This window comes from Streptococcus sp. ELY_125, assembly GCF_058314535.1.
In genome coordinates, this window is record NZ_JBZFUM010000006.1 from 39,315 (window position 1) to 60,044 (window position 20,730).

At 41.4% G+C, this 20,730-nt stretch carries 20 protein-coding genes; 7 read left to right on the forward strand and 13 right to left on the reverse strand.

The window, feature by feature from the left end; all coding sequences use genetic code 11:
• Positions 1-144 precede the first annotated feature (144 nt).
• A complete protein-coding gene (locus tag AC4HAL_RS04065) occupies positions 145-921 on the forward strand; it encodes a CPBP family intramembrane glutamic endopeptidase (RefSeq protein ID WP_491093101.1) in 777 nt (258 codons plus the stop codon).
• Between the two features lie 153 nt (positions 922-1,074).
• Positions 1,075-1,275 carry a hypothetical protein gene (locus tag AC4HAL_RS04070; RefSeq protein ID WP_491093102.1) on the forward strand — a complete coding sequence of 67 codons (201 nt, stop codon included), beginning with the start codon at positions 1,075-1,077 and terminating at the stop codon, positions 1,273-1,275.
• A 201-nt stretch (positions 1,276-1,476) separates the two neighbouring features.
• Here AC4HAL_RS04070 and AC4HAL_RS04075 read toward each other — a convergent pair whose 3' ends face one another.
• A complete protein-coding gene (locus tag AC4HAL_RS04075) occupies positions 1,477-1,845 on the reverse strand; it encodes a MerR family transcriptional regulator (RefSeq protein WP_491093103.1) in 369 nt (122 codons plus the stop codon).
• A 77-nt stretch (positions 1,846-1,922) separates the two neighbouring features.
• On the opposite strand from AC4HAL_RS04075, the gene AC4HAL_RS04080 reads away from it, so the two are divergent.
• On the forward strand, positions 1,923-2,681 hold the full coding sequence (locus AC4HAL_RS04080) for an SDR family NAD(P)-dependent oxidoreductase (RefSeq protein WP_491093104.1): 759 nt from the start codon (positions 1,923-1,925) through the stop codon (positions 2,679-2,681).
• 323 nt (positions 2,682-3,004) lie between these two features.
• Here AC4HAL_RS04080 and AC4HAL_RS04085 read toward each other — a convergent pair whose 3' ends face one another.
• Positions 3,005-3,616: an NUDIX hydrolase gene (locus AC4HAL_RS04085; RefSeq protein ID WP_491093105.1), complete on the reverse strand. Its 612-nt coding sequence runs from the start codon at positions 3,614-3,616 to the stop codon at positions 3,005-3,007.
• Positions 3,617-3,799: 183 nt separating this feature from the next.
• Here AC4HAL_RS04085 and AC4HAL_RS04090 point away from each other — a divergent pair, with 183 nt between their 5' ends.
• The 4 genes from AC4HAL_RS04090 to AC4HAL_RS04105 all read left to right on the forward strand — a co-directional run bounded on the left by AC4HAL_RS04090 (position 3,800) and on the right by AC4HAL_RS04105 (position 6,816).
• Positions 3,800-4,126, forward strand: coding sequence for a PadR family transcriptional regulator (locus tag AC4HAL_RS04090; protein ID WP_491093106.1), 327 nt, complete (start codon positions 3,800-3,802; stop codon positions 4,124-4,126).
• On the forward strand, positions 4,113-4,697 hold the full coding sequence (locus AC4HAL_RS04095) for a DUF1700 domain-containing protein (RefSeq protein ID WP_491093107.1): 585 nt from the start codon (positions 4,113-4,115) through the stop codon (positions 4,695-4,697). Before AC4HAL_RS04090 ends, AC4HAL_RS04095 begins: the two co-directional genes overlap by 14 nt.
• Entirely contained in the window at positions 4,694-5,695 is a 1,002-nt protein-coding gene (locus tag AC4HAL_RS04100; protein WP_491093108.1) for a DUF4097 family beta strand repeat-containing protein, read from the forward strand. Before AC4HAL_RS04095 ends, AC4HAL_RS04100 begins: the two co-directional genes overlap by 4 nt.
• A 578-nt stretch (positions 5,696-6,273) precedes the next feature.
• On the forward strand, positions 6,274-6,816 hold the full coding sequence (locus tag AC4HAL_RS04105; protein WP_491093109.1) for a TetR/AcrR family transcriptional regulator: 543 nt from the start codon (positions 6,274-6,276) through the stop codon (positions 6,814-6,816).
• A 158-nt stretch (positions 6,817-6,974) separates the two neighbouring features.
• Here the strand turns inward: AC4HAL_RS04105 and rpsD are convergent, their stop codons facing one another.
• From rpsD to apf, 11 genes are all read right to left on the reverse strand, one after another.
• Positions 6,975-7,586 (reverse strand): 30S ribosomal protein S4, encoded by a 612-nt coding sequence (gene rpsD / locus AC4HAL_RS04110; protein WP_447452883.1) that lies wholly within the window; start codon positions 7,584-7,586, stop codon positions 6,975-6,977.
• 726 nt (positions 7,587-8,312) lie between these two features.
• Positions 8,313-8,585: a Veg family protein gene (locus AC4HAL_RS04115; RefSeq protein ID WP_447452884.1), complete on the reverse strand. Its 273-nt coding sequence runs from the start codon at positions 8,583-8,585 to the stop codon at positions 8,313-8,315.
• A 5-nt stretch (positions 8,586-8,590) separates the two neighbouring features.
• On the reverse strand, positions 8,591-9,952 hold the full coding sequence (gene dnaB / locus AC4HAL_RS04120; protein WP_447452885.1) for a replicative DNA helicase: 1,362 nt from the start codon (positions 9,950-9,952) through the stop codon (positions 8,591-8,593).
• 247 nt (positions 9,953-10,199) lie between these two features.
• The gene (gene rplI, locus AC4HAL_RS04125) at positions 10,200-10,652 is read right to left on the reverse strand and encodes a 50S ribosomal protein L9 (protein ID WP_447452886.1); all 453 of its coding nucleotides are present in this window, start codon (positions 10,650-10,652) and stop codon (positions 10,200-10,202) included.
• A gap of 1 nt (position 10,653) precedes the next feature.
• The gene (locus AC4HAL_RS04130) at positions 10,654-12,615 is read right to left on the reverse strand and encodes a GGDEF domain-containing protein (protein ID WP_491093110.1); all 1,962 of its coding nucleotides are present in this window, start codon (positions 12,613-12,615) and stop codon (positions 10,654-10,656) included.
• 81 nt (positions 12,616-12,696) lie between these two features.
• Positions 12,697-14,595, reverse strand: coding sequence for a tRNA uridine-5-carboxymethylaminomethyl(34) synthesis enzyme MnmG (gene mnmG / locus AC4HAL_RS04135; protein WP_491093111.1), 1,899 nt, complete (start codon positions 14,593-14,595; stop codon positions 12,697-12,699).
• Positions 14,592-15,530, reverse strand: coding sequence for a hypothetical protein (locus AC4HAL_RS04140; protein WP_491093112.1), 939 nt, complete (start codon positions 15,528-15,530; stop codon positions 14,592-14,594). The genes mnmG and AC4HAL_RS04140 overlap by 4 nt, the downstream gene beginning before the upstream one ends.
• A 165-nt stretch (positions 15,531-15,695) precedes the next feature.
• The gene (gene mnmA, locus AC4HAL_RS04145) at positions 15,696-16,817 is read right to left on the reverse strand and encodes a tRNA 2-thiouridine(34) synthase MnmA (RefSeq protein WP_491093113.1); all 1,122 of its coding nucleotides are present in this window, start codon (positions 16,815-16,817) and stop codon (positions 15,696-15,698) included.
• Positions 16,818-17,034: 217 nt separating this feature from the next.
• On the reverse strand, positions 17,035-18,744 hold the full coding sequence (locus AC4HAL_RS04150; RefSeq protein WP_491093114.1) for a hypothetical protein: 1,710 nt from the start codon (positions 18,742-18,744) through the stop codon (positions 17,035-17,037).
• A gap of 120 nt (positions 18,745-18,864) precedes the next feature.
• Entirely contained in the window at positions 18,865-19,497 is a 633-nt protein-coding gene (locus AC4HAL_RS04155) for a transglycosylase SLT domain-containing protein (protein ID WP_491093115.1), read from the reverse strand.
• Between the two features lie 176 nt (positions 19,498-19,673).
• The gene (apf, locus tag AC4HAL_RS04160) at positions 19,674-20,678 is read right to left on the reverse strand and encodes an aggregation-promoting factor (RefSeq protein ID WP_491093116.1); all 1,005 of its coding nucleotides are present in this window, start codon (positions 20,676-20,678) and stop codon (positions 19,674-19,676) included.
• Positions 20,679-20,730 lie beyond the last annotated feature (52 nt).

Below are 20,730 nucleotides of genomic sequence, written 5' to 3' on the forward strand. Positions count from 1 at the left end.
ACAGGGCTGTTAAGTTGTGATAAGCGCTATCTTGTCGATCTTTTTCTTATTAGATATAAAATTTTTATATATAAAGCATTGACACATGCTCAAGAAAGGATTACCCTTTTGGTATAAAATATTAATACATAAGGAGAAAAAATTATGATGACTGTAAAAAAGATGTCAACTTGGAAAATCCTTGGAATCTGTCTGTTAGCTTTCTTAGCTTTTATGCTTAGCGGGGCTTCTTCTGTATTGATCTATGAAGGGTCACGATTTCTTGGCATCCCCCTTGTCAGCTATGGATTATTCGGCTTTAGTTATGTAAGCCTAGCTCTACTATCTATCTATGTGCTAGCCAAAAGAATCTGTCAGCTTGACTTTGAAGAACTTGGGATAAAGCTGACCTTCCCTCGCCTATCTTGTTTCGCTGTAGCAGTCCTTATGCCACTAGCCGTACAGTTAGGTTTGCATCTGTCAGGTGGTCAAAGTTATCTGGCCGATGATTTGTACAAAGCGATCATTATAGGAGGTTTAGCTGCCCCCATTGCCGAAGAGCTATTCTTTAGAGGATTTATGATGAGACTGCTAGAAATAAACTATTCAAAAACTGTCACTATTCTCCTACCATCCTTTGCCTTTGCAGCTTTACATCTGTTAAATGGAGCCTTGAATCCTATAACAGCCCTTCAGCTCTTACTAGCTGGAACGCTAGTTGGTATTCTATTTTCCTTGGCGACCTATCTGACTGAGTCAATCGTTAATAGTATTCTGATTCATTCTGTTTGGAACCTCATCATGGGAACGGTATTATTTAAACAGCAGTCCTTCTTATTCGGTGGTAAGTATGGCGCTGATATTTCTCCCCTCGCGATTTTAGCTTATGCCATAGCCATTGCAGCTCTATTTTATCTATCTAAGAGAGGCAAGCACCAGTAACTATTTTATGAACTCAAGATTAGTTGCTCCTACAGGGAGGATTGCTCTAATAACACAAGGAGAGTTCAAATAAGTTTCTACGTTAAAATAAGAAACTTGATAGGAGGGAACTTTTTGATAAAATTAAGTTAAAATTTCAAAGTAGATGATTGTATGGAAAGGACTATGCCTGTATCGGATATGCGCTACTACAATCAAAAATTGCATGATGTTATGTGTTGGATCACAAGTTATTTTAACGTGTCACGAAAGGGGGCTTATGATAGAATAGAGGCAGGTATTCTACGACCGTTAAACAATTGGTATTATCAATCTATCCGGCAGTGTTCTGAGGAAAGACTTTATCAGGCATGAGCTGGAATTGGGTTTGCCTGCCTTCTTCATCTCGATACAGGCTAACTTAGTTTCTAACGAATACGCTTTTTTGATCATAACAAAAACACTCCTAGTCCCAGTTCATTAGATTTCAACAGGAGCGTTTTTCTTGTGTCTCATTTTATGGGGCTAGTACCCAACTCTTTTGTTATTTTTGGGTTGATCCCACTCCCATAATGATTACTTTTCTTGTTTTGAAATTTCGTCTTCATAAAATTCAATTTTTTCAATCAGTTTCTCGCGATTTTCCAGTAATTCTGAAATGTTGCCATCCAATAACTTCAAATGGGATCCCAACAATACCAGTCTTTCATGATAGGTAGCGTCACCCTGTAAACGAAGGTCTGAATAGGTTTTGATGTCTTTAATAGGCATCCCTACTGCTTTTAATCGCTGAATAAACCGGAGCCATCTATAATCGCTCTCGTCATAGTAACGCCTGTTTCCCTCATCTCTCTTTGGCGATAGAAGCCCCTCTTTCTCATAGTATCGTAGAGTATGAATACTGAGATTGGTTAATTCTGATATTTTTCCAATTGAATAGTCCATTTTTCTCATTTCCCCCTTGACCTAGAGTTAACTCTAGAAGCTATAATAAGTATATCTCAAAAAGGAGGAATTTGAAAATGACAGCCGCTTCAAACTCATACGTATGTATTACAGGCGCTAGTTCCGGTATCGGACTAGAGTCCGCCAAGGCTTTTGCACATTTGGGATTCAATCTCATCCTAGCAGCAAGACGACAGGAGCTCTTAGAGGGATTAAAAAGAGAGATCCTTGGGTTTTATCCCAATCTAGATATTGTTGTCAAGAGCATTGACTTAGCCATCCCAGATAATGCTTATAAGCTGTATGAGGATTTAAAAGATTATCATATCTCGGTTTGGATTAATAATGCTGGCTTTGGCAGTTATGACAGCGTAGCTGACCAAAGTTTGGAAAAAATTAGGACCATGCTTCATTTGAATATTGAAACGCTGACGATATTGTCTACCTTGTATGTCAGAGACTATCAGGATACTGAAGGAGCTCAGCTGATTAATATATCATCTCGTGGGGGCTATATGTTGGTCGACAAGGCTGTGAGCTACTGTGCTACAAAATTTTATGTCAGTGCTTTCACCGAAGGACTGGCGCTAGAGATGAAAAACAGCCAGCACAAACTGCAGGCAAAAGTCCTTGCCCCAGCTGCAACACAAACCGAATTTGGGCAAGTCGCAACAAACTCCAGCACCTATGATTATGATCAACATTTCAAGCAATATCACACCGCTGAAGAGATGGCTGATTTTCTAATCCAGCTGTATCAAAGCGATAGCGTGGTGGGATTAGTGGACATCAAAGATTTTAGCTTTCACCTCAGCCAGCCACTCTTCCGTCACTAAAAAAGCCAAACAAAGACTCCAGCTGTGACCAGCTGGAGTCTCTTTTTTAAGTAACTAACGGTCGAAAATCTAGAATGGCTAATAGTTTTAGCTTAGTGATTCTCACTAGGCTGGATTTTGACATCAAATCAGTGGAGTATCAGATTAGGTTTACAAATGGTTGACAGCTAGACCTTAAAACTACTCTAAATATTTAATAAAAAACTATTGCTAAAGGAGCGCAGGGCTCAGCATTCAAATTTCCAAAAACAAGCTAGAAGATACTGAAAGTGTTCAAGTCAATCTATAGTATACTTGACGTTTGTGTCAAGTTTCTTTACAATTCATGTCCTTTCTTGAATAATTTCAATAAAACGAGCTGTAAACTGAGCAGTCAACCCCCAAAGATTTTCACCGGCTAAATCATAGAAGGGAATCTTGCGTTTATCTTGACCAAAGTCATAACTTTGACCATTAGGAATACGCTCAAAAGGAAAGTTTCCAGCTGGCTTAGCCTTAGCGATTAAATTATAGGTTTTAGGCTGAGTCGCAAGCAAGTCAGACAAAGAGAGAACAAACAGCCGCTCGACTTCATCTGGGTTCGGGGAAATAGTATGCCAATCACCAGAAATGATACCGACAAAGCAGCGAATGGTTCGACGATGGTGGACAAGATAGTCAATCTCCCCCAATATCTCGATATTATCTATTGTAACATTTAGTTCTTCGACTGTCTCGCGCAGGGCAGCCTGATAAAAGGTTTCATTCTTTTCTACCCGCCCGCCAGGAAAAGACACTTCCCCTGGCTGCGAAATATGCTTACTTCGGACTTGATAAAGAATTTGCCAATCTTGGCTAGCCTTATTCCAGACCAAGGGCAAAAGAACTGCATAGCGACGCTCCTCGCCGATGGGCTTAGGCTGGTAATGTTTAAAGATATCGAGATAGCCTGACATAGGAACTCCCTTGTTTGTTGCTTTATTTTTTACCCATAATACCATGATTAACCGTCGTTGGACAAGCCAAGACTACTATTTCCTCTTATATATAAAAATTTTGTACATTTTATTGACAAAGGCCATCAAATAGATTATGCTTAGTATATAAAAATAATATATATCAAATTTTAGGAGGTGCGTATGTCTTTTCCAGTATCATCCGTCCTCATTGAATTCTTGATTCTAGCTATCATTGAAAAGGAGGATTCTTACGGCTATGAGATTAGTCAAACCATCAAAATCATCGCCAATATTAAAGAATCAACTCTCTACCCCATTCTCAAGAGACTAGAAAAAGCTGGATATGTCACAACTTACAGCCGAGAATATCAGGGAAGACACCGTAAATACTATTCTATTACAGGAGCTGGGTTAGAGCAACTGACCCAACGCAAGCAGGTTTGGCATGACCATATTTCAACTATCGACGGCATCATCGAAGGGAGGATTAGACATGACAAGGAATGACTACTTAAGAGAGCTTGATAAATATTTAAAAAAGCTTCCCCAAGACGATTATCAGGAAGCCATGGAATATTTTACGGAATATTTTGATGAAGCTGGGTCGGAAAAAGAAGCAGAAGTTATACGGGAGCTGGGAAGTCCCAGAGAAGCCGCTAATGAAATCCTTCATAATATCCTAGATGAGAAAACCGAGCGTAACAATCTATCGCCTAAAAATAATGCGACACTGATTTGGATTGCCATTTTGGCCATTTTGGCTTCACCTTTAGCTTTTCCCTTAGCGATTACTGCCTTAGCATTGGTTCTTACTTTTGTGATTTTAGGCTTTTCTGTCATCCTTGTCTTTTTTTCGCTGGCCTTAGCTGGATTTCTATCGGGTATAGCATTTCTTATTGATGGATTTACTTATCTGCCAACTTCTCTGCCAGCTAGCTGCTTGGGCTGGGGGCTGGGATTGCTGGCTTTAGGAATCGCTGCACTGACTGTTTTAGCAGGCACGGAATTATCACGTGCACTGGGCAGGGGAATTACTAATTTGGTCCGCTGGGTAGGTAAGAGAGGAGGCCGGCAATGAAAAAGTGGAAAAAATTATTACTCGCAATAGGAATCGTGGCCAGTCTGCTTGGTTTGATTCTTACCTTCGTTGGATTTTATACCGGTGGCATTAGTGGTATCCAGCAGAAGTACCAAGGTGAACGCAGTTTTGTCAAAAAGAAATTGACTAACTTCGATACGATTAATCTTGAAGCTACTAATCCTAATTACCAGTTTTTAATTAAAACTACTGATGATAAACAGCCTAGCATTACCTATTATCAGTATAAAAAGCAGCCCATTAAAACAAAGGTTAATAATAATGAATTGACCGTCACTGCTGGTTCTCCTAACTCCCGTATCACTATTGAAATGTTTAATTTGGAAGTCTTGGGCGAACTCATTGATAGAAATGATAGAGATACAGTTGTCATCTCCCTGCCCAAGGGAACCAATATTCATGAATTGAAAAGCTCATTGAACGTTAATGATTTAAAGCTCGATGAACTTACGATTGATAAAGCTAATGTAAAGATGGCTACTGGAGATTTGTCTTTAGATAGAACAACTATAAACAAGGGACACATTGATCTCATTAGTGGCGATATGGTTACGTCTAATGCCCACTTGTCAGATCTAGCTGTATCCATAGATACTGGGGATTTGTCTTTGGACAAAACAAACATAAAAAAAGGTAGTTTGAAACTTATCACTGGGGATATGAATATTTCTAATACGAGTTTATCAGACCTAAGCTTATCCATAGATACTGGAGATATTGAACTGGATAGTGTAACTCTAAACTCCTTGTCTATTGATACGTCAACAGGAGACGTCGAGGGTGACGGTTTGACCTTTAGGAAAAATAATAAAATTTCTGTTGATACAGGAGATATCTCTCTTGCCTTGAGCGATTATCAACTCAATGTTTCTAGCCAAACAGATACCGGCGATGAGGAGCTTACGCACAAACTTATACATTCCAACACAAATTTCCTTGATATATCATCCAACACAGGTGATGTTGAAATAGAATAAAAATTCCCTCAATAGGATAGAGCGGCTGAGACAGCTATTACGACCGTCTCAGCCTCTTTTGAGTACCGATAAATTTTGATAAAACGACAATTTCGATTTTTCTCGTTTTCTTATTTTAAGACTCAGGTTTGATGCCACTAATTTGAACAGCAAAGAAGAAGATATAGACTGTTGCTGGTAGGGAATTAACATTACCCCAAGGATGATCCTACATAGAGTTTAAAAATGATATTACAAAATATGGGAATCAAAGATACTCCCAATAGGTAACGTAGCCCAGAGACTGGGCTGATTCGCAATAGCCTTTAGTCTAACTAATGTTTGTTGATCTATATTTTAGACAGTATGTCCATGTTTTTGTTATATTATATTATACAAATTTAGGGCTGATTTTCAGCATATTTCGATATTTTTTAGACATTGTGATTAAAATTATATAAAGCAAGCTAATCTTGAGAGGATAGCTCCTAAATACACCTTCATGAAAACCTGGAATTTAGACTGAGTGCCCTATCTGTAAACAGGCAGTGATACTTTAGCTCCAGTTTTTTACGGACTGGTAAAGAAAGGAGAATTTGATGACAAAAGATAATCGCAAGAAACGCACTCAAAAGGCATTAGAGCAAGCTATGGTCCAGCTATTAGGAAGCCATAATTTTGATGAAATCACAACTAGCCAACTGGCCAAGACTGCCGGTATCAGTCGTTCAAGCTTTTATACTCATTACAAGGATAAGTATGATATGATTGACCGCTATCAACAGGCTATTTTTAATAAACTGGAGTATGTTTTTGATAAACATCACAGGGATATTGAGTCTACCCTGCTAGAAGTATTTGAATTTCTGGATCGGGAATCACTCTTTGCCAGCTTGATTACCCAAAATGGAACGAAAGAAATTCAAAATTTTATCCGCCATCACCTACAGCGGCTGATTTCTTCTGATTTTTATGATAATGCACCGTCCCCCGAACGCAGTTCTATAGAAAGACTCTACAATAGTGTCTATCTCAGTCATGCTATGTTTGGGGTCTATCAAATTTGGGTGGTTCGCGGTAAAAAAGAAAGTCCAAAACAAATTACTAAACTCCTGATGAAGTTGCTACCGGATAGTAATTGAGCAAATTATCATGGAAGAAATTCTTTTTCCAAGCAAGAGATCTGTGAACTTTACTAGTTTTTGGGATTTTAGTAGGGCTCAGCCAGCCCGCCAGAATTATTAGACAATAAACCCCCGTCCAGCTGGACGGGGGTTTATAGGCCATAATATGATATGGATTAAAGCATCTTGTTGTAGAATTCAACGATCAGAGCTTCATTGATTTCAGGATTAATTTCGTCACGTTCTGGCAAACGAGTCAATGAACCTTCAAGTTTTTCAGCATCGAATGATACAAATGCTGGGCGCCCTAAGGTTGCTTCAACAGCTTCCAAGATCGCTGGAACTTGCGCTGATTTCTCACGAACTGAGATCACTTGTCCTGGTTCTACGCGGAATGATGGAATATCAACACGTTTTCCATCCACAAGGATGTGGCCGTGGTTAACAAATTGACGAGCTTGGCGGCGTGTTGTTGCAAGACCTAAACGGTAAACAACGTTGTCCAAACGACGTTCAAGCAAGATCATAAAGTTGTAACCAAGCGTTCCTTCTTTGATCTTAGTAGCTTGTACGAATAAGTTACGGAATTGCTTCTCACCCAAACCGTAAGTGAAGCGTAATTTTTGCTTCTCAGCCAATTGCAAACCGTACTCGGAAAGTTTTGAACGGTTGTTTGGACCGTGCTGACCTGGTACGTAATTACGACGTGCCAACTCTTTACCTGTACCTGTAAGTGACAAGCCAAGGCGGCGTGATTGTTTCCATGATGGACCTGTATAACGTGACATATTTATGTCCTCCTATAAAATTAAAATTTTGTAGGAAATAACGTCTTAGACAAACCTAATTCGTGCAGATGCCCTTCGCCTAAACAGCCAAGGTTACTGGTTTTTCAGAACATCTGTTGACGAGCTTTATTTTGCCCTGCTGTTATTTCACACGAAGGTAAGTATAACACAAAAAAAAGCCTAGGACAAGGCTTTTTGACTAGAATCTGATTAAACACTTGATTCATTTTCGTTTGGATCTATAAAATGAAAACGTCAACCGCCAGAAGGGGCAAAGATTTCGTCTATAATGCTACGAGGAAGGTTTTAAGTTTCTATCGATATTGTCCGTCTAGACAATTGGTAGCGGTGCCTTTCTCGCTTTATCGAGAATTAAATCACCATCAACACTGCCTCTTTGCATAGGCTGATTTCTTCATACATAATAGGTCAAAAGGCCTCGGTTTTATTCACTTTCTTCCTAGTTATTTACTCAAAAGTCTATATTGCAAGGAATGCCTTGCTGCGTTGGGACAGGCGCTTTTAAACAAGTAACATTGCTGTTTTTAGAACACCTGCTGATAAGATTCATTTGCTGTGCAGCTTTTACACAAGGGTAAGGATATTGTAAAGCTATCTGTTAATAAATCCCCTATTAAACAGGAATTTTTTACACTTCAATATTTGTATAGCTTTACACTTGTGTCAATTAAATGTAAAGAAAAATCCCTTATCTTCCTTAACCTATCAGTCAAAATAACGAATTAAGCTCTTTTCGGTCAAAATATCAGAGTAGGTATAAGACTCAACGTAAGCATTGCTAATTTCACCAGGCTGGCTGGCATGGTCATTGTATTCAACAACAAAAAGAGAAGGATAAACTTCAATCAAACGACCGATCTTTGTTTTCTCCCGTTTACGACCATGATCCAAAGTCATCTCAACTTCTTGGCCCTCATGGTTTTTAACTTCCTCTTTAATTTTTTTCATTTTAGCAACATCTGTAAATGCATCACTCATATTTCTTACCTTTCTTCAAATTGTGCGATTGATGAGAACTTATTGTACTCTTTTTGGAATATTAATTTGACGGTTCCTCGTGCTCCAGCACGGTTTTTTTCTAAGATTACCTCAATGGTGTTATCTTCTAATTGATCCTGCCCTTCCTCTTTGTCACCGCGCTCGTAATAATCATCACGGTAGAGAAAAGCAACAATATCAGCATCTTGCTCAATAGATCCTGACTCTCGGATATCCGAAAGTACTGGCCGCTTATCTTGTCTCTGCTCAACACCACGTGAAAGCTGACTGAGGGCAATGACGGGAACTTTTAACTCCTTGGCTAGGATTTTAAGCTGGCGGGAAATGTCTGAAACTTCCTGCTGGCGATTTTCCGAGCGAGATCCAGTGATCAGCTGGAGATAGTCAATAACAATGAGTCCCAGCCCGCCTAACTCCTGAGCTAGCTTCCTTGAACGAGCTCGTATCTCCGTCACTTTAATTCCTGGAGTATCGTCAATATAAATTGGCGCATCAGCCAAGGTTCCTTGGGCTAAGGTCAAGTTTTGCCAGTCTTGATCAGTCAGCTGGCCCGTCCGCAGGGCATGAGAATCCACCAACCCTTCAGCTGCCAACATCCGATTAACTAAGCTTTCAGCACCCATTTCTAATGAAAAAATAGCGACAGGAGCATTTTGCTTCGTGCCAACATTCTGGGCAATATTAAGTACAAAAGCTGTCTTACCAACTGCGGGACGCGCCGCTAATATTACCAGCTGATCGGGATGGAGACCAGTCGTAATCTTGTCCAGATCTCTAAAGCCAGTAGGCAGCCCTGTAACATCCGTTGTCTGCTGGGAACGTTCTTCTAGGCTTTCATAGTTTTCCTTGAGGACATCTGAAATTTTACGAAATCCACTGCTGTTTGAGCGTTCATTAATATCAACTAAAGCTTTTTCTGCATGGGCGATGATATCATCTGATTCGATCGAGCCATCGTAAGCTTCGTTGACTGTCTCTGTCAATCTGCTGATAATATTGCGTAACATGGCTTTTTCTGCCACAATTTTAGCATAATATTCAGCATTGGCACTGGTTGGCACACTATTAACGAGCTCAACAAGATAGGCGATTCCGCCGATATTTTGCAGGTCGTCCTGACTGTCTAAAATAGCCCGAACAGTTGTAGCATCAATCGCATCATTACGATCATTCAACTTGATCATGGCCTGAAAAATAATTCTGTGCGAGTATTTATAAAAATCCTCGGGCTCTATATATTCCCTGACGGAAATTAACTTATCAGGGCTGATAAAAATAGACCCTAGAACAGCCTGCTCAGCAATTAAATCTTGCGGCTGCACACGCAGCTCTTGAGTCTCTGGCATAAACGGTTACCCCCTTTCATAAAATATTAAATTAAATCTATAACATAACTAGAATTTTAGGAAAGTGACTGCACTAGCTTTAACACTTAATGTCCAATTCACAGGTATTAGCAAAGACCCTAGTCCCTGAGTTTAATAAGTGAATAAGACTAAAACGAAATGGCAAACATCATCTAAAAGCAAGTCAAAACCAAAACTGTTCAAAATTGCTCTTCGCAAGCGTATTTCTCTCTACAGAACCGGCAGCTTAAGCTTCTTCAATATTAAGTTTGATCTGGGCTTCAACTTCCTTGTGGAGCTTAACAGGCACCTCAATTAGGCCCACGGCACGAATAGGATGCTCCAGCACGATAGAACGCTTATCAACCTTGATATCAAACTGCTTTTGTAGCTCATCAGCAATTTTCTTAGCTGTGATAGAGCCAAAAGTACGGCCATCTGGTCCAACTTTCTCGGTAAAGTGAACACGGGTTGCCTCTTTTTCCAACTGGGCTTTGACAGCCTTTGCTTCAGCAAGAATTTCGGCGGCAGCTTTTTGTTCTGATTTTTGTTTACCTTTTAATTCGTTGATGGCTTGGCTAGTAGCCTCTTTTGCAAGGTTCTTTTTAATCAGAAAATTTTGGGCATAGCCCGTTGGGACTTCTTTAATTTCTCCTTTTTTCCCTTTACCTTTAACATCAGCTAGAAAAATAACTTTCATCTCAGATTTCCTCCTCAAGTATTTGATCAATAATGTCAGTTAATTCTGCATAGGCCTGCTTAACAGTCTTGTCATCTAGTTGACAGGCAGCCAGATTAAAGTGGCCGCCTCCACCCATTTGTTCCATGATACGCTGGACATTGATTTTATTGCGGCTACGAGCTGAAATTGCCGTCTGCCCCGCTGCATTTTTACTGATAACAAAGCTGGCCTCGATATTGGCCATTGACAAGAGCGTGTCAGCCGCTTTACTGGCAATGATATTGCTGTAAACCTGATCTTCTGGTCCTTGAGCAATGATCATAGTGTTACCATACGATTGGCCAGTTAATATCAGCTCATTGACCTGACGATATTCATCAAAGTCTGTTGCTGAAATATTTTGAATTTCCAAACTGTCACTACCCATAGTACGCAGGTAACTGGCGACATCAAAGGTACGGTTGGTCACACGAGTTGAGAAGTTTTTGGTATCCAGCATAATTCCAGCCATCAAAAGGCTGGCTTGAATCTTAGATAGAGTATGACGACCATTTTGGAATTGCAGCAATTCGGTAACCAGTTCGCTGGCGCTGCTGGCACCGCTTTCGATAAAGGTTAAGATAGCTTTATCAGGGAAGTCTTCATCTCGTCTATGATGATCAACGACGATAACCTCTGTAAACTTGTTATATAGCTCCTTAGACAGGGTCAGGGCTGTTTTTGAATGGTCAACCATGATTAAGAGATCGTTCTCACTAGAGTGAGCTAGAGCTTCTTCAACTGTCAAGAGCTGAGTAGTGCCTTCTTCTTGCAGCCTATGAACAGCTTTAGCAATATCAGTATTCATATCAGTATCATCATAGACAGCAAAGCTGGCCTCTAAAATATTTGAGGCAAAGCGCTGCATACCAACAGCTGCCCCCAGTGCATCCATATCCAGATGGGCATGCCCGACAATGAAGACTTGCTCAGCACTCTTAATTCGATCAGAAATAGCCGTCATCATAGCGCGGGTACGGGTTCTGGAACGCTTAATGGTAGAAACTGTTCCACCACCAAAATAGAGGGCTTTTTTGTGTTCATCAGTCTCTTTGATAACCACCTGATCCCCACCACGCATGAGAGCAATATTAAGGTTTTGCTGGGCTGCTTGACCAATCTGCTGATGGTTATTTTCACCGAAGGAAATTCCCATACTGAGGGTCAAAGGGAGTTCCAGCTCTTTAGCAGATTCACGGAAATGCTCCAGCATGGTGAATTTATCCTCTATCAAGGCAGATAAAACCTTATAATCACTGAAGAAATAAAAGCGATCCATGCTAACGCGACGGTAATAAATCTGATGCTGCTGGGCAAAATCAGAAATAAAATTGGCAATAAAGCCATTGATTTGTGCGACATCGCTGTCAGACAAATTAGTCGTAATATCATCGTAGTTATCTACTGAGATGATACCAATAACTGGGCGTTTGAAAGATGTATCTATGCTAGTGTCATCACTGGCTGAATCAAAAAAGTAAAAGAGGCCAGCTGATAGATCTAAATTGATGACATAAGTGTGATTGTTGACCCGAATGCGATGATTGGCCGATCCTTCCTTCTGTTCGCGGATAGTGCGGCGTAGTAAATCTACATCCAAACCACCAGCATCATTGGTAAAGATAAGCTCAGCATAAGGGTTGAACCAGCCGATGTCGTCAGTTTCCGGATCAAATTGAACTACACCGACAGGCATCTTATCCAGAAGGGACTTGAGGCTGAGTTCGGTCTGGTCATTAAGCCGCTCGATCTGCTCTAACTCTGATAACTCATAGGCCTGTTTTTGGTAGTAAAGGAGACCGACCATTGCTACGAGGACAAGGAAAATTGCTAGCAGCAAAGACGTCTGAGAAGTCATTGTTCTCACACAGATAGCCAAGATACCAAAGAAAATCAAACCGATCATCACAAGATGGATGGTCTCTAAACGAATTTTTCTCATTATTAAACCTCTTAATCTGCATATTATATCATAAAGAAGCCTAAAATTCTAGGCTTCTTTTAAGGCAAATCGCGGGGGCATTTAGGACTTGCGGCTAGCCTTTTGATTGCCTTCTAAGTAGACCATGAGAATGGAAATATCAGCTGGATTGACCCCTGAAATCCGACTGGCTTGACCGATGGTTTCAGGATTGATCTTTTTGAATTTCTGGCGAGCTTCGGTAGCGATAGAGTCAATATCATCCCAATCAATGTTGGCAGGAATACGCTTTTCTTCCATGCGTTTCATTTTAGCGACTTGGTCCAAAGCCTTGTTGATGTAGCCTTCATACTTAATTTCAGTCTCTAGGAGTTCGATGAGTTTATCATCCAGATCCTCCGCAGCTGGTCCGATGAATTTGACGACATCTGTGTAGCGGACCTCTGGACGGCGCATAAACTCTTTGGCTGTTACTGCATCTGTCAAGGGCTTAAAACCCATGGCTTCAACCTGCTGATTAGTATCTTTGACAGGTTTTAGTTTATGGATTGACAGACGTGTCATCTCATTGTCAAACTGCGCTTTCTTGATCTCGAAGCTGAGCCAACGCTCTTCATCAACCAGACCAACTTGACGACCTATTGGAGTCAAACGCATATCGGCATTGTCATGGCGCAGAATCAGACGGTACTCGGCGCGTGAGGTCAAGAGGCGGTAGGGTTCCAGTGTTCCCTTGGTCACTAAGTCGTCAATCATGACACCGATATAGGCATCGCTGCGCTTGAGAATAAGTTCAGGTTTGCCTTGCACCTTGAGAGCCGCATTGATCCCAGCTACCAAACCTTGACCGGCTGCTTCCTCATAACCTGAGGTGCCATTGGTTTGACCTGCCGTAAAAAGACCTGAAATCAGCTTGGTTTCAAGAGTAGCCCGCAGCTGGTGAGGCAGGACAATATCGTATTCGATAGCGTAGCCCGTGCGCATCATCTCTGCCTTTTCGAGACCCTTGATGGAGCGCAAAAGATCGCGCTGAACATCTTCAGGCAGGCTGGTTGAGAGACCTTGGACATAGACTTCCTCTGTATGGCGCCCTTCGGGCTCCAAGAACAGTTGGTGGCGATCCTTGTCGGCAAAGCGGACAATCTTATCTTCGATCGATGGGCAATAGCGTGGTCCAACCCCCTTGACGACACCTGAAAACATAGGAGCGCGGTGGAGGTTTTTATTGATAATATCATGGCTGGACTGGTTGGTATAGGTCAGCCAACAAGGGACCTGATCCTGCAGGTAGTCCTTATCTTTTGACAAGAAAGAGAAGTGGTTAGGCGTGGTATCGCCGGGTTGGATTTCTGTTTCGTCGTAGTTGATCGTTGAGGCCTTGACACGTGGGGGGGTTCCTGTTTTGAAACGTCCGATTTCGAGTCCCAGTTTTTTAAGGTTGTCAGCTAGAGTTACAGAGGCTAGGCTGTTATTGGGACCAGATGAATACTTGAGGTCCCCGAGGATGATTTCCCCACGCAGGGCAGTCCCCGTTGTTACCACAACAGCCTTGGCACCGTACTTGATCCCAGTTGCCGTGACAACACCAACAACCTTGCCATCTTCGACCAAGATATCATCAATCATGCTTTGGCGCAGGGTTAAATTTTCCTGCTGCTCAACCGTATGCTTCATTTCACGCGCATAGAGAGCCTTGTCGGCTTGGGCACGCAGGGCACGAACAGCAGGACCCTTACCAGTATTGAGCATCTTCATCTGGATGTAAGTCTTATCGATATTCTTGCCCATCTCACCGCCCAGCGCATCGATCTCACGCACCACGATCCCTTTGGCAGAGCCGCCGATAGACGGGTTGCAGGGCATAAAGGCCAACATCTCAAGGTTGATGGTAGCCAGCAAGGTCTTGCAGCCCATACGGCTGGCAGCTAGGGCCGCTTCTACCCCCGCATGACCAGCCCCGACCACAATAACGTCAAATTCTTCTGCAAATGTGTGTGTCATTTCGTCTCCTTCTGTTTGATAGAAATAGTATATTCAATCAGTGCCCACAAAACTTTGATAGTCTTTTTTGTCTGAGATTTTTTATGTGAATACAGTCCCCATAAGATATTTAATACAATATTAGCATCAGTTTGTTTGCGATAAAATAGTCGGTATTTCATGTCATTATTAACTTTATTCGGATTGACTTGACTCTGTTCTGATTTTTCAGATGTCAAAGCATTTAGACTAAATGTTTTACTTCTCTTACCATACCGATTAAGAGTTTTGGAATCGTAGCCGTAATAGTAAACAATGTCATTTAATATATTCCTAATCTTAGAATATTTATATTGTTTACCTAAGAATGGAATGTCCTTTTGAATACCAAAAATCGTGGCAGTAATTAATAATGTAGCAATACTCAATACTATATGAACTCCTGCTAATATGTTCTTTATATCTCCATCATTTAAAGCTGTAATAGAGGTTATAATAACCGTGAAACTAGCTAAGAGTATCCCGACGAAAAAATTAGTTCTCCGATGGTCTAAAGAACTGGCTATTTCTAATTCCTTCATCAATCCTTGGATAGTTTCATCAAAAGGACGTGAGGGTTTTTTTAAAATATAATTGTTAATTTCTTTTAACTTGTTCAGATAAGTTAGTCTATTTAAGTATGATTTATTAAGCTCCCTAAACTTTTTACCTAAATAAAACAATCGAACAATTAAAGCTGCAAGGACTAATAATACTATCAAATTAAATAAGGGTATGATGAAAAAAATAATTACTGCGAGATAAAAAACAAAACCAAATACTATCAACCATCCCATAAATTTTTTCTGATAAGATATTAAATCTTCAATTTCAAACTCATCATTTATTTTTGAAAAAATATCATTATAAAAATTGCTCATCTCTTGGTTTGAAATCTTGTAATCTCTTTTGCTCATTTCCCTTCCTCCATACAAAAATAGCCAAAACTCTCGAAAACTGTACGTCAAAAACGCACAATTCTCATGAGCTTTGACCATCATGATTATTGTTAGGGTAATTGTATCAAAATCCTTATTTTTGTCAATTCACCTAGATTAGCAAAAGTAACTGAATTGAATCTATTAAACGTATTGACGAACTTCTTGATTGTTATAGGCATTGTCAATAATCGCGCCACCGAGGCATTCGTCACCGTCGTAGAAGACAACAGCTTGTCCTGGTGTGATGGCACGTTGAGGCTCATCAAAGATGACTTCTGCCTTGTCACCTGATACCTTGACAGTTACTTTACTGTCTGGTTGACGGTAACGGAACTTAGCTGTACATTCAAAGCTGAATTCCTCAGGCATATCACGGGTGAAGTGAACTTGACTAGCCTGTAAAGAGGTTGACATGAGGGACTCATGGTAGAAACCTTGGCCGACATAGAGGATATTTTGTGACAAGTCCTTGCCGACAACAAACCAAGGGGCATTGTCCCCACCGTGCTGGCCGCCGATTCCCAGACCGCCACGCTGGCCAATGGTGTAGTACATGAGACCGGCATGCTCACCCATATCACGACCATCAACGGTCATCATGCGACCGGGTTGTGCTGGTAGGTAGTTTCCTAAGAACTCTTTGAAGTTCTTTTCACCAATAAAACAGATACCGGTCGAGTCTTTCTTTTTAGCTGTCGCTAGACCAGCTTCTTCGGCGATACGGCGCACTTCAGGCTTTTCAAGATGCCCTAGAGGGAACATGACTTTTTGCAGCTGCTCTTGTGAGAGCTGGCTGAGGAAATAGGTTTGATCCTTATTGTTGTCAGCCCCACGCAGCATGTGGACAGTGCCGTCTTGGTCACGGCTAACTTGGGCATAGTGCCCAGTTGCCACGTAGTCAGCTCCCAGACTCATAGCGTAATCAAGGAAAGCTTTGAACTTGATTTCCTTGTTGCACATGACATCTGGATTTGGCGTACGTCCGGCACGGTACTCGGCCAAGAAGTATTCAAAAACACGATCCCAGTACTCTTTCTCAAAGTTGACAGAGTAGTAGGGAATTCCAATCTGGTCTGCAACTGCTGCGACGTCCTTATAATCTTCAGTCGCTGTGCAGACACCGAACTCATCCGTGTCGTCCCAGTTTTTCATGAAGACGCCGATGACATCATAGCCCTGCTGTTTGAGCAAGAGGGCTGTGACTGATGAATCAACACCGCCACTCATCCCAACGACGACACGTGTTTTAGCATTATCTGTCATAGATAATCTCCCATCAAATATAAGATACTTAGGGCTAAAAGGCTGATACTCAGCTGTTTTTAGCCCCTGCTCAATTGGAAATAGTAACCTAAAATTTAGCCACTATTCTTGGTTAACATAGACTTGAAGGGTCTAGTTATTCAACAATCGATTTGAAGGTCGACATTGAAAAAAGCGGTGCTGGCTAAGCCAGCATCGTAAAAGATTATAACACGATTTAGTCAGAAAGCAAAATTTGGAAATTGTAACCCTTGATGCGGTGATAGAGCCAGTAACTAGCTAGAAGCAGCCAAGCAAGAATTGTCAACCACAGCACAGGCGGGAAATAAGCTGGTTCTGTAAAGCTAACTGTCAATTGGTTAGTACCTAATTTATTTTTTATTTTTGGAACACCAAAGGTTGACAGACTGTAGTCATCACGTTTTAAAGCATGATGGTTTAGTACTAACCTCGTCTTTTTATAAACGACAATAGGCAGCTCTGTCTCGCTGTTCTTAGTACTCCAACTTAGGGTAAGGGTTCCATCGTTATTAACCCGTTTGGTCATGTCTCTCTTAAAAATAATTTTTTCAGCATAGGCATTATAGGCATTACCCTTGACAGACTTGTAAACCGGAACATAATCCGGAGTAGATTTTTCAATTCGTTTTAAGAGGTTATTGAGATTGCTATCGAAGACAGCATCGTACTGGTCTTGGTAACTGCCAGTTGGGTGAACGTGGAGGTTGGGTTTTAAAACATAGCGGGAACGCTTAGCAGCTTGAGCTTGCCTGTGGGCAGTATTGACAGTTTGAACTGCACCAATTAAGGCAAAAAGAATTAATACGACTGAAATCAATTTACGCCATTTAACAAAACGATTAAGCGTCATACTTCCGATAAGTAAAAGCAGGATAGTAGCGGGGATAAAAAAGCGAAAAGGAAACTGGACCAGCTGGGCAAACTTGACACCATTGTCAACCAGCCATTTCCAAGGAACAATAGTTGTTGACAGGATGATAAAGAGTAGGTAAGCTGCATGAAGGACACGCTTCCACTTAGCCATACTAGTCCAGCGCCAAAGCAGATAAACGATCTGACCCAGCAGGAATAAGACTAGGGGAAACGGTGTTAGGATCCAATAGCTTGAACCTGTATTGATGGCATTGTTGTTGATTAGTTCGTTAACGAAGGGGTCCAATAGTTTATTATCCAGCCTTAAAAAGAGAAGAGCTACCCAAACATTGGCTGTTAAAACTAAACTTAAGATAACTGATAGCAGACCTTGCCTAAAAATCTTGAGCTTATTTTTACTTTGGAAAAAACCATAGGTAAAGAAGGGGAGGTACATGATAACCAGAAAGAGGGTGCTTAAGAGGTGAATTTGAAAAATGAGACTGACTGCAAAAGCCAGCTGCAGGGGGTGAAGCTCTTTATAAAAGGTAAAACGAATAGCTGGTATAAAACAGAAGGGCATAACAGCCGCTCCCCAACTTGTGAACCCCTGACGCATAGTCCAATATTGAATGGAAAAGGTTGTCAGGTAAAACAAAGCAATAGGGAGGGAGATTTCTTCCTTGACCTTGGCAGCCCTGAGTAGGCTGTACATGGACATTCCAGCTATTAGGCCTAAAATAAAGCGAGACAGGAGCTGATAGCCAAACCAAGAACGGCCCAAGAGTACCAAGATTCCTTGAAAATAGGCAAAAAAAGGACCGTAGACTGCATTGACAATTCGTCCTGATTGCTGAAAACCATAGATAGATATGAAATAGGAGAAGTTCCAATGCCTAATTTGCATAGCAGCTTCATAAAAGCGGTTGTAATGAAAAATAGAATCTGACCCAAAGATAACGTCTTTGGTTATCCATTGGGGGAGGATTAAGGCAAAGGAAAATAAAGCTACTACTATAATAGATCTCAATTGTTGGAAATACGTTCTATTCATGTATTTTTGACTCCTTTTTACGGCCTTGGCCTTGCTTTATTAGTATATCATAAAAAGCCATCCACAAGCTGTGGATGGCTTCATATCAAGGCTAATTTGTTTTTTATACGCCTTGAGCTCTTACATTCCCCAAGCTGACATACCTTGCGCATTGTAGGCGTTGATAGCAGCATTGACTTGATCTTGGACGGTTGCAGTTGAACCCCAACCAGGCATAGTTTGAAAGAGACCTGAAGCACCTGAACCATTAGAAACGTAGGGATTTCCATTGGATTCACGCGCAATGATGTATTCCCATGTTGCTTGGCTAACACCTGTTGCAGCAGCCATTTGGGATGCGGCGTCAGACCCGACAGCACCAGCCGTGTTACCATTGGCCAATCCACGGGCTCCATTAGTATTAGCTGTACTTGCAGCTACTGCTGGAGTATTGCTGTTAGCTGATTGTGCTTGATCAGCAGTGGCTGGCCGTTGCTGATTTGCCAGAGTTTCTTCTTGAGGCTGAGAGGCTGCCGTAGGAGCTGTTGCTGTCGAAGCTGCAATTTCAGCAGGCTGAGTAGCTGCAGAGGCTTTCTTGTCCTCATCTTCATCGTTCGCAGAGGGAGAGACTTCCTCTGCAAAAGAGGATTCAGATAGGGAAAATTTGCTATTTTCAGAGATGAGGCCCAAGACTAGGGCCGTAAATGTCGTCAAGATAGTAAAAATAACAAGTCTATCAGATAATTTAGTTTTGTCTGTTCTTCTCTTAGGCATTGATAACTCCTTTACTACACAAGTTTTCTCTCATTTTACCCCAGTCTTGTTACCAATGAGTTGGATTGGTGTTAAAATTATTACAATTACATATTAATTTACACAAAAAAGCTCTAAGTTCTTAACTTAAAGCTTCTTTGTTACATCCCTCTACTACTTATGAATACCTACTTCTTTTAATACCAGCCGTTGGCATTCCAATAGTCAAGGGCTGCTGACCAAGAACCGTAGCGGCCTGATACGTAGCTATCTGCTGTACGTTCTTGGTTTTCTTCTGATAAATCATTGTTTAGATAATCTCTTGTCAGTTGGTAACGGCCGTAATATTGACCATTTTCAGCTGTATAGCTACCACCTGATTCACGCTGAGCAATTTCTTCTTTGGCAGCTGCATCAGCAGAACTCAGGCTCGATGCATAACCAGATGTTGCTGGGGCTTCTTCTTGTACTGGCGCTTCGCTAGCTGCTGGGGCCTCAGACACTGCTTCAGAAGCCGAGGCTTCACTGCTAGCTGTTTCTTCACTAACAACAGCATTCGCATCTTGTGGCGCTTGGCTCTCTTCAGAGCTTACGGCCTCAGAAGCCGGAGCCTCACTATTTTCAACTGGAACTTCTTGTTCGGCTGTTTCTTGAGTTGAAGTTTCACTGCTCGTCGTTTCTTGAGTAGCTACTTCTTCTGGTGCTGGGGCTTGAACCTCTTCAACAACTGGTTCTTGCGGCGCTTCACTAGCAGCATAACTAACTTCTTCTTGTTGGGTTACTTCGCTTGTCGCTGCTGCATCATATGCTGGAGCTTGGACAGGGGCTTCGCTGGTTACTGAAGCATCAGCAACCTCTTGGACCGCTGGAGCCTCAACCGCTTCGCTTGTCGCTGCAGCTGTATCAGCACTGGTCAATTCCGCTGCTGAGCCTGCTGTGGCTACAGCACCTGACACTTCAATATTTTGTCCAGCCACAATGTAGTCTGGATTTTCAATATTATTGATTTGAGCCAAGTTATCAACAGTGGTATTGTGACTTTCAGCAATTGCTGAAAGTGTATCTCCCGCCTTGACTGTGTAAGTTTCAGCGTGAGCAACATGGGCAACGGCTGTTGCGCCGAATGCTACTGCTGCCGACAAACTAGCCAAGGCTAATTTTTTAGAATGGAGTGCATTTTTCAAAATTGATTTAGTAGACATAAAAAAATTATGCTCCTTTTTTAAAATATACCCTATACTATACACTCTTTTT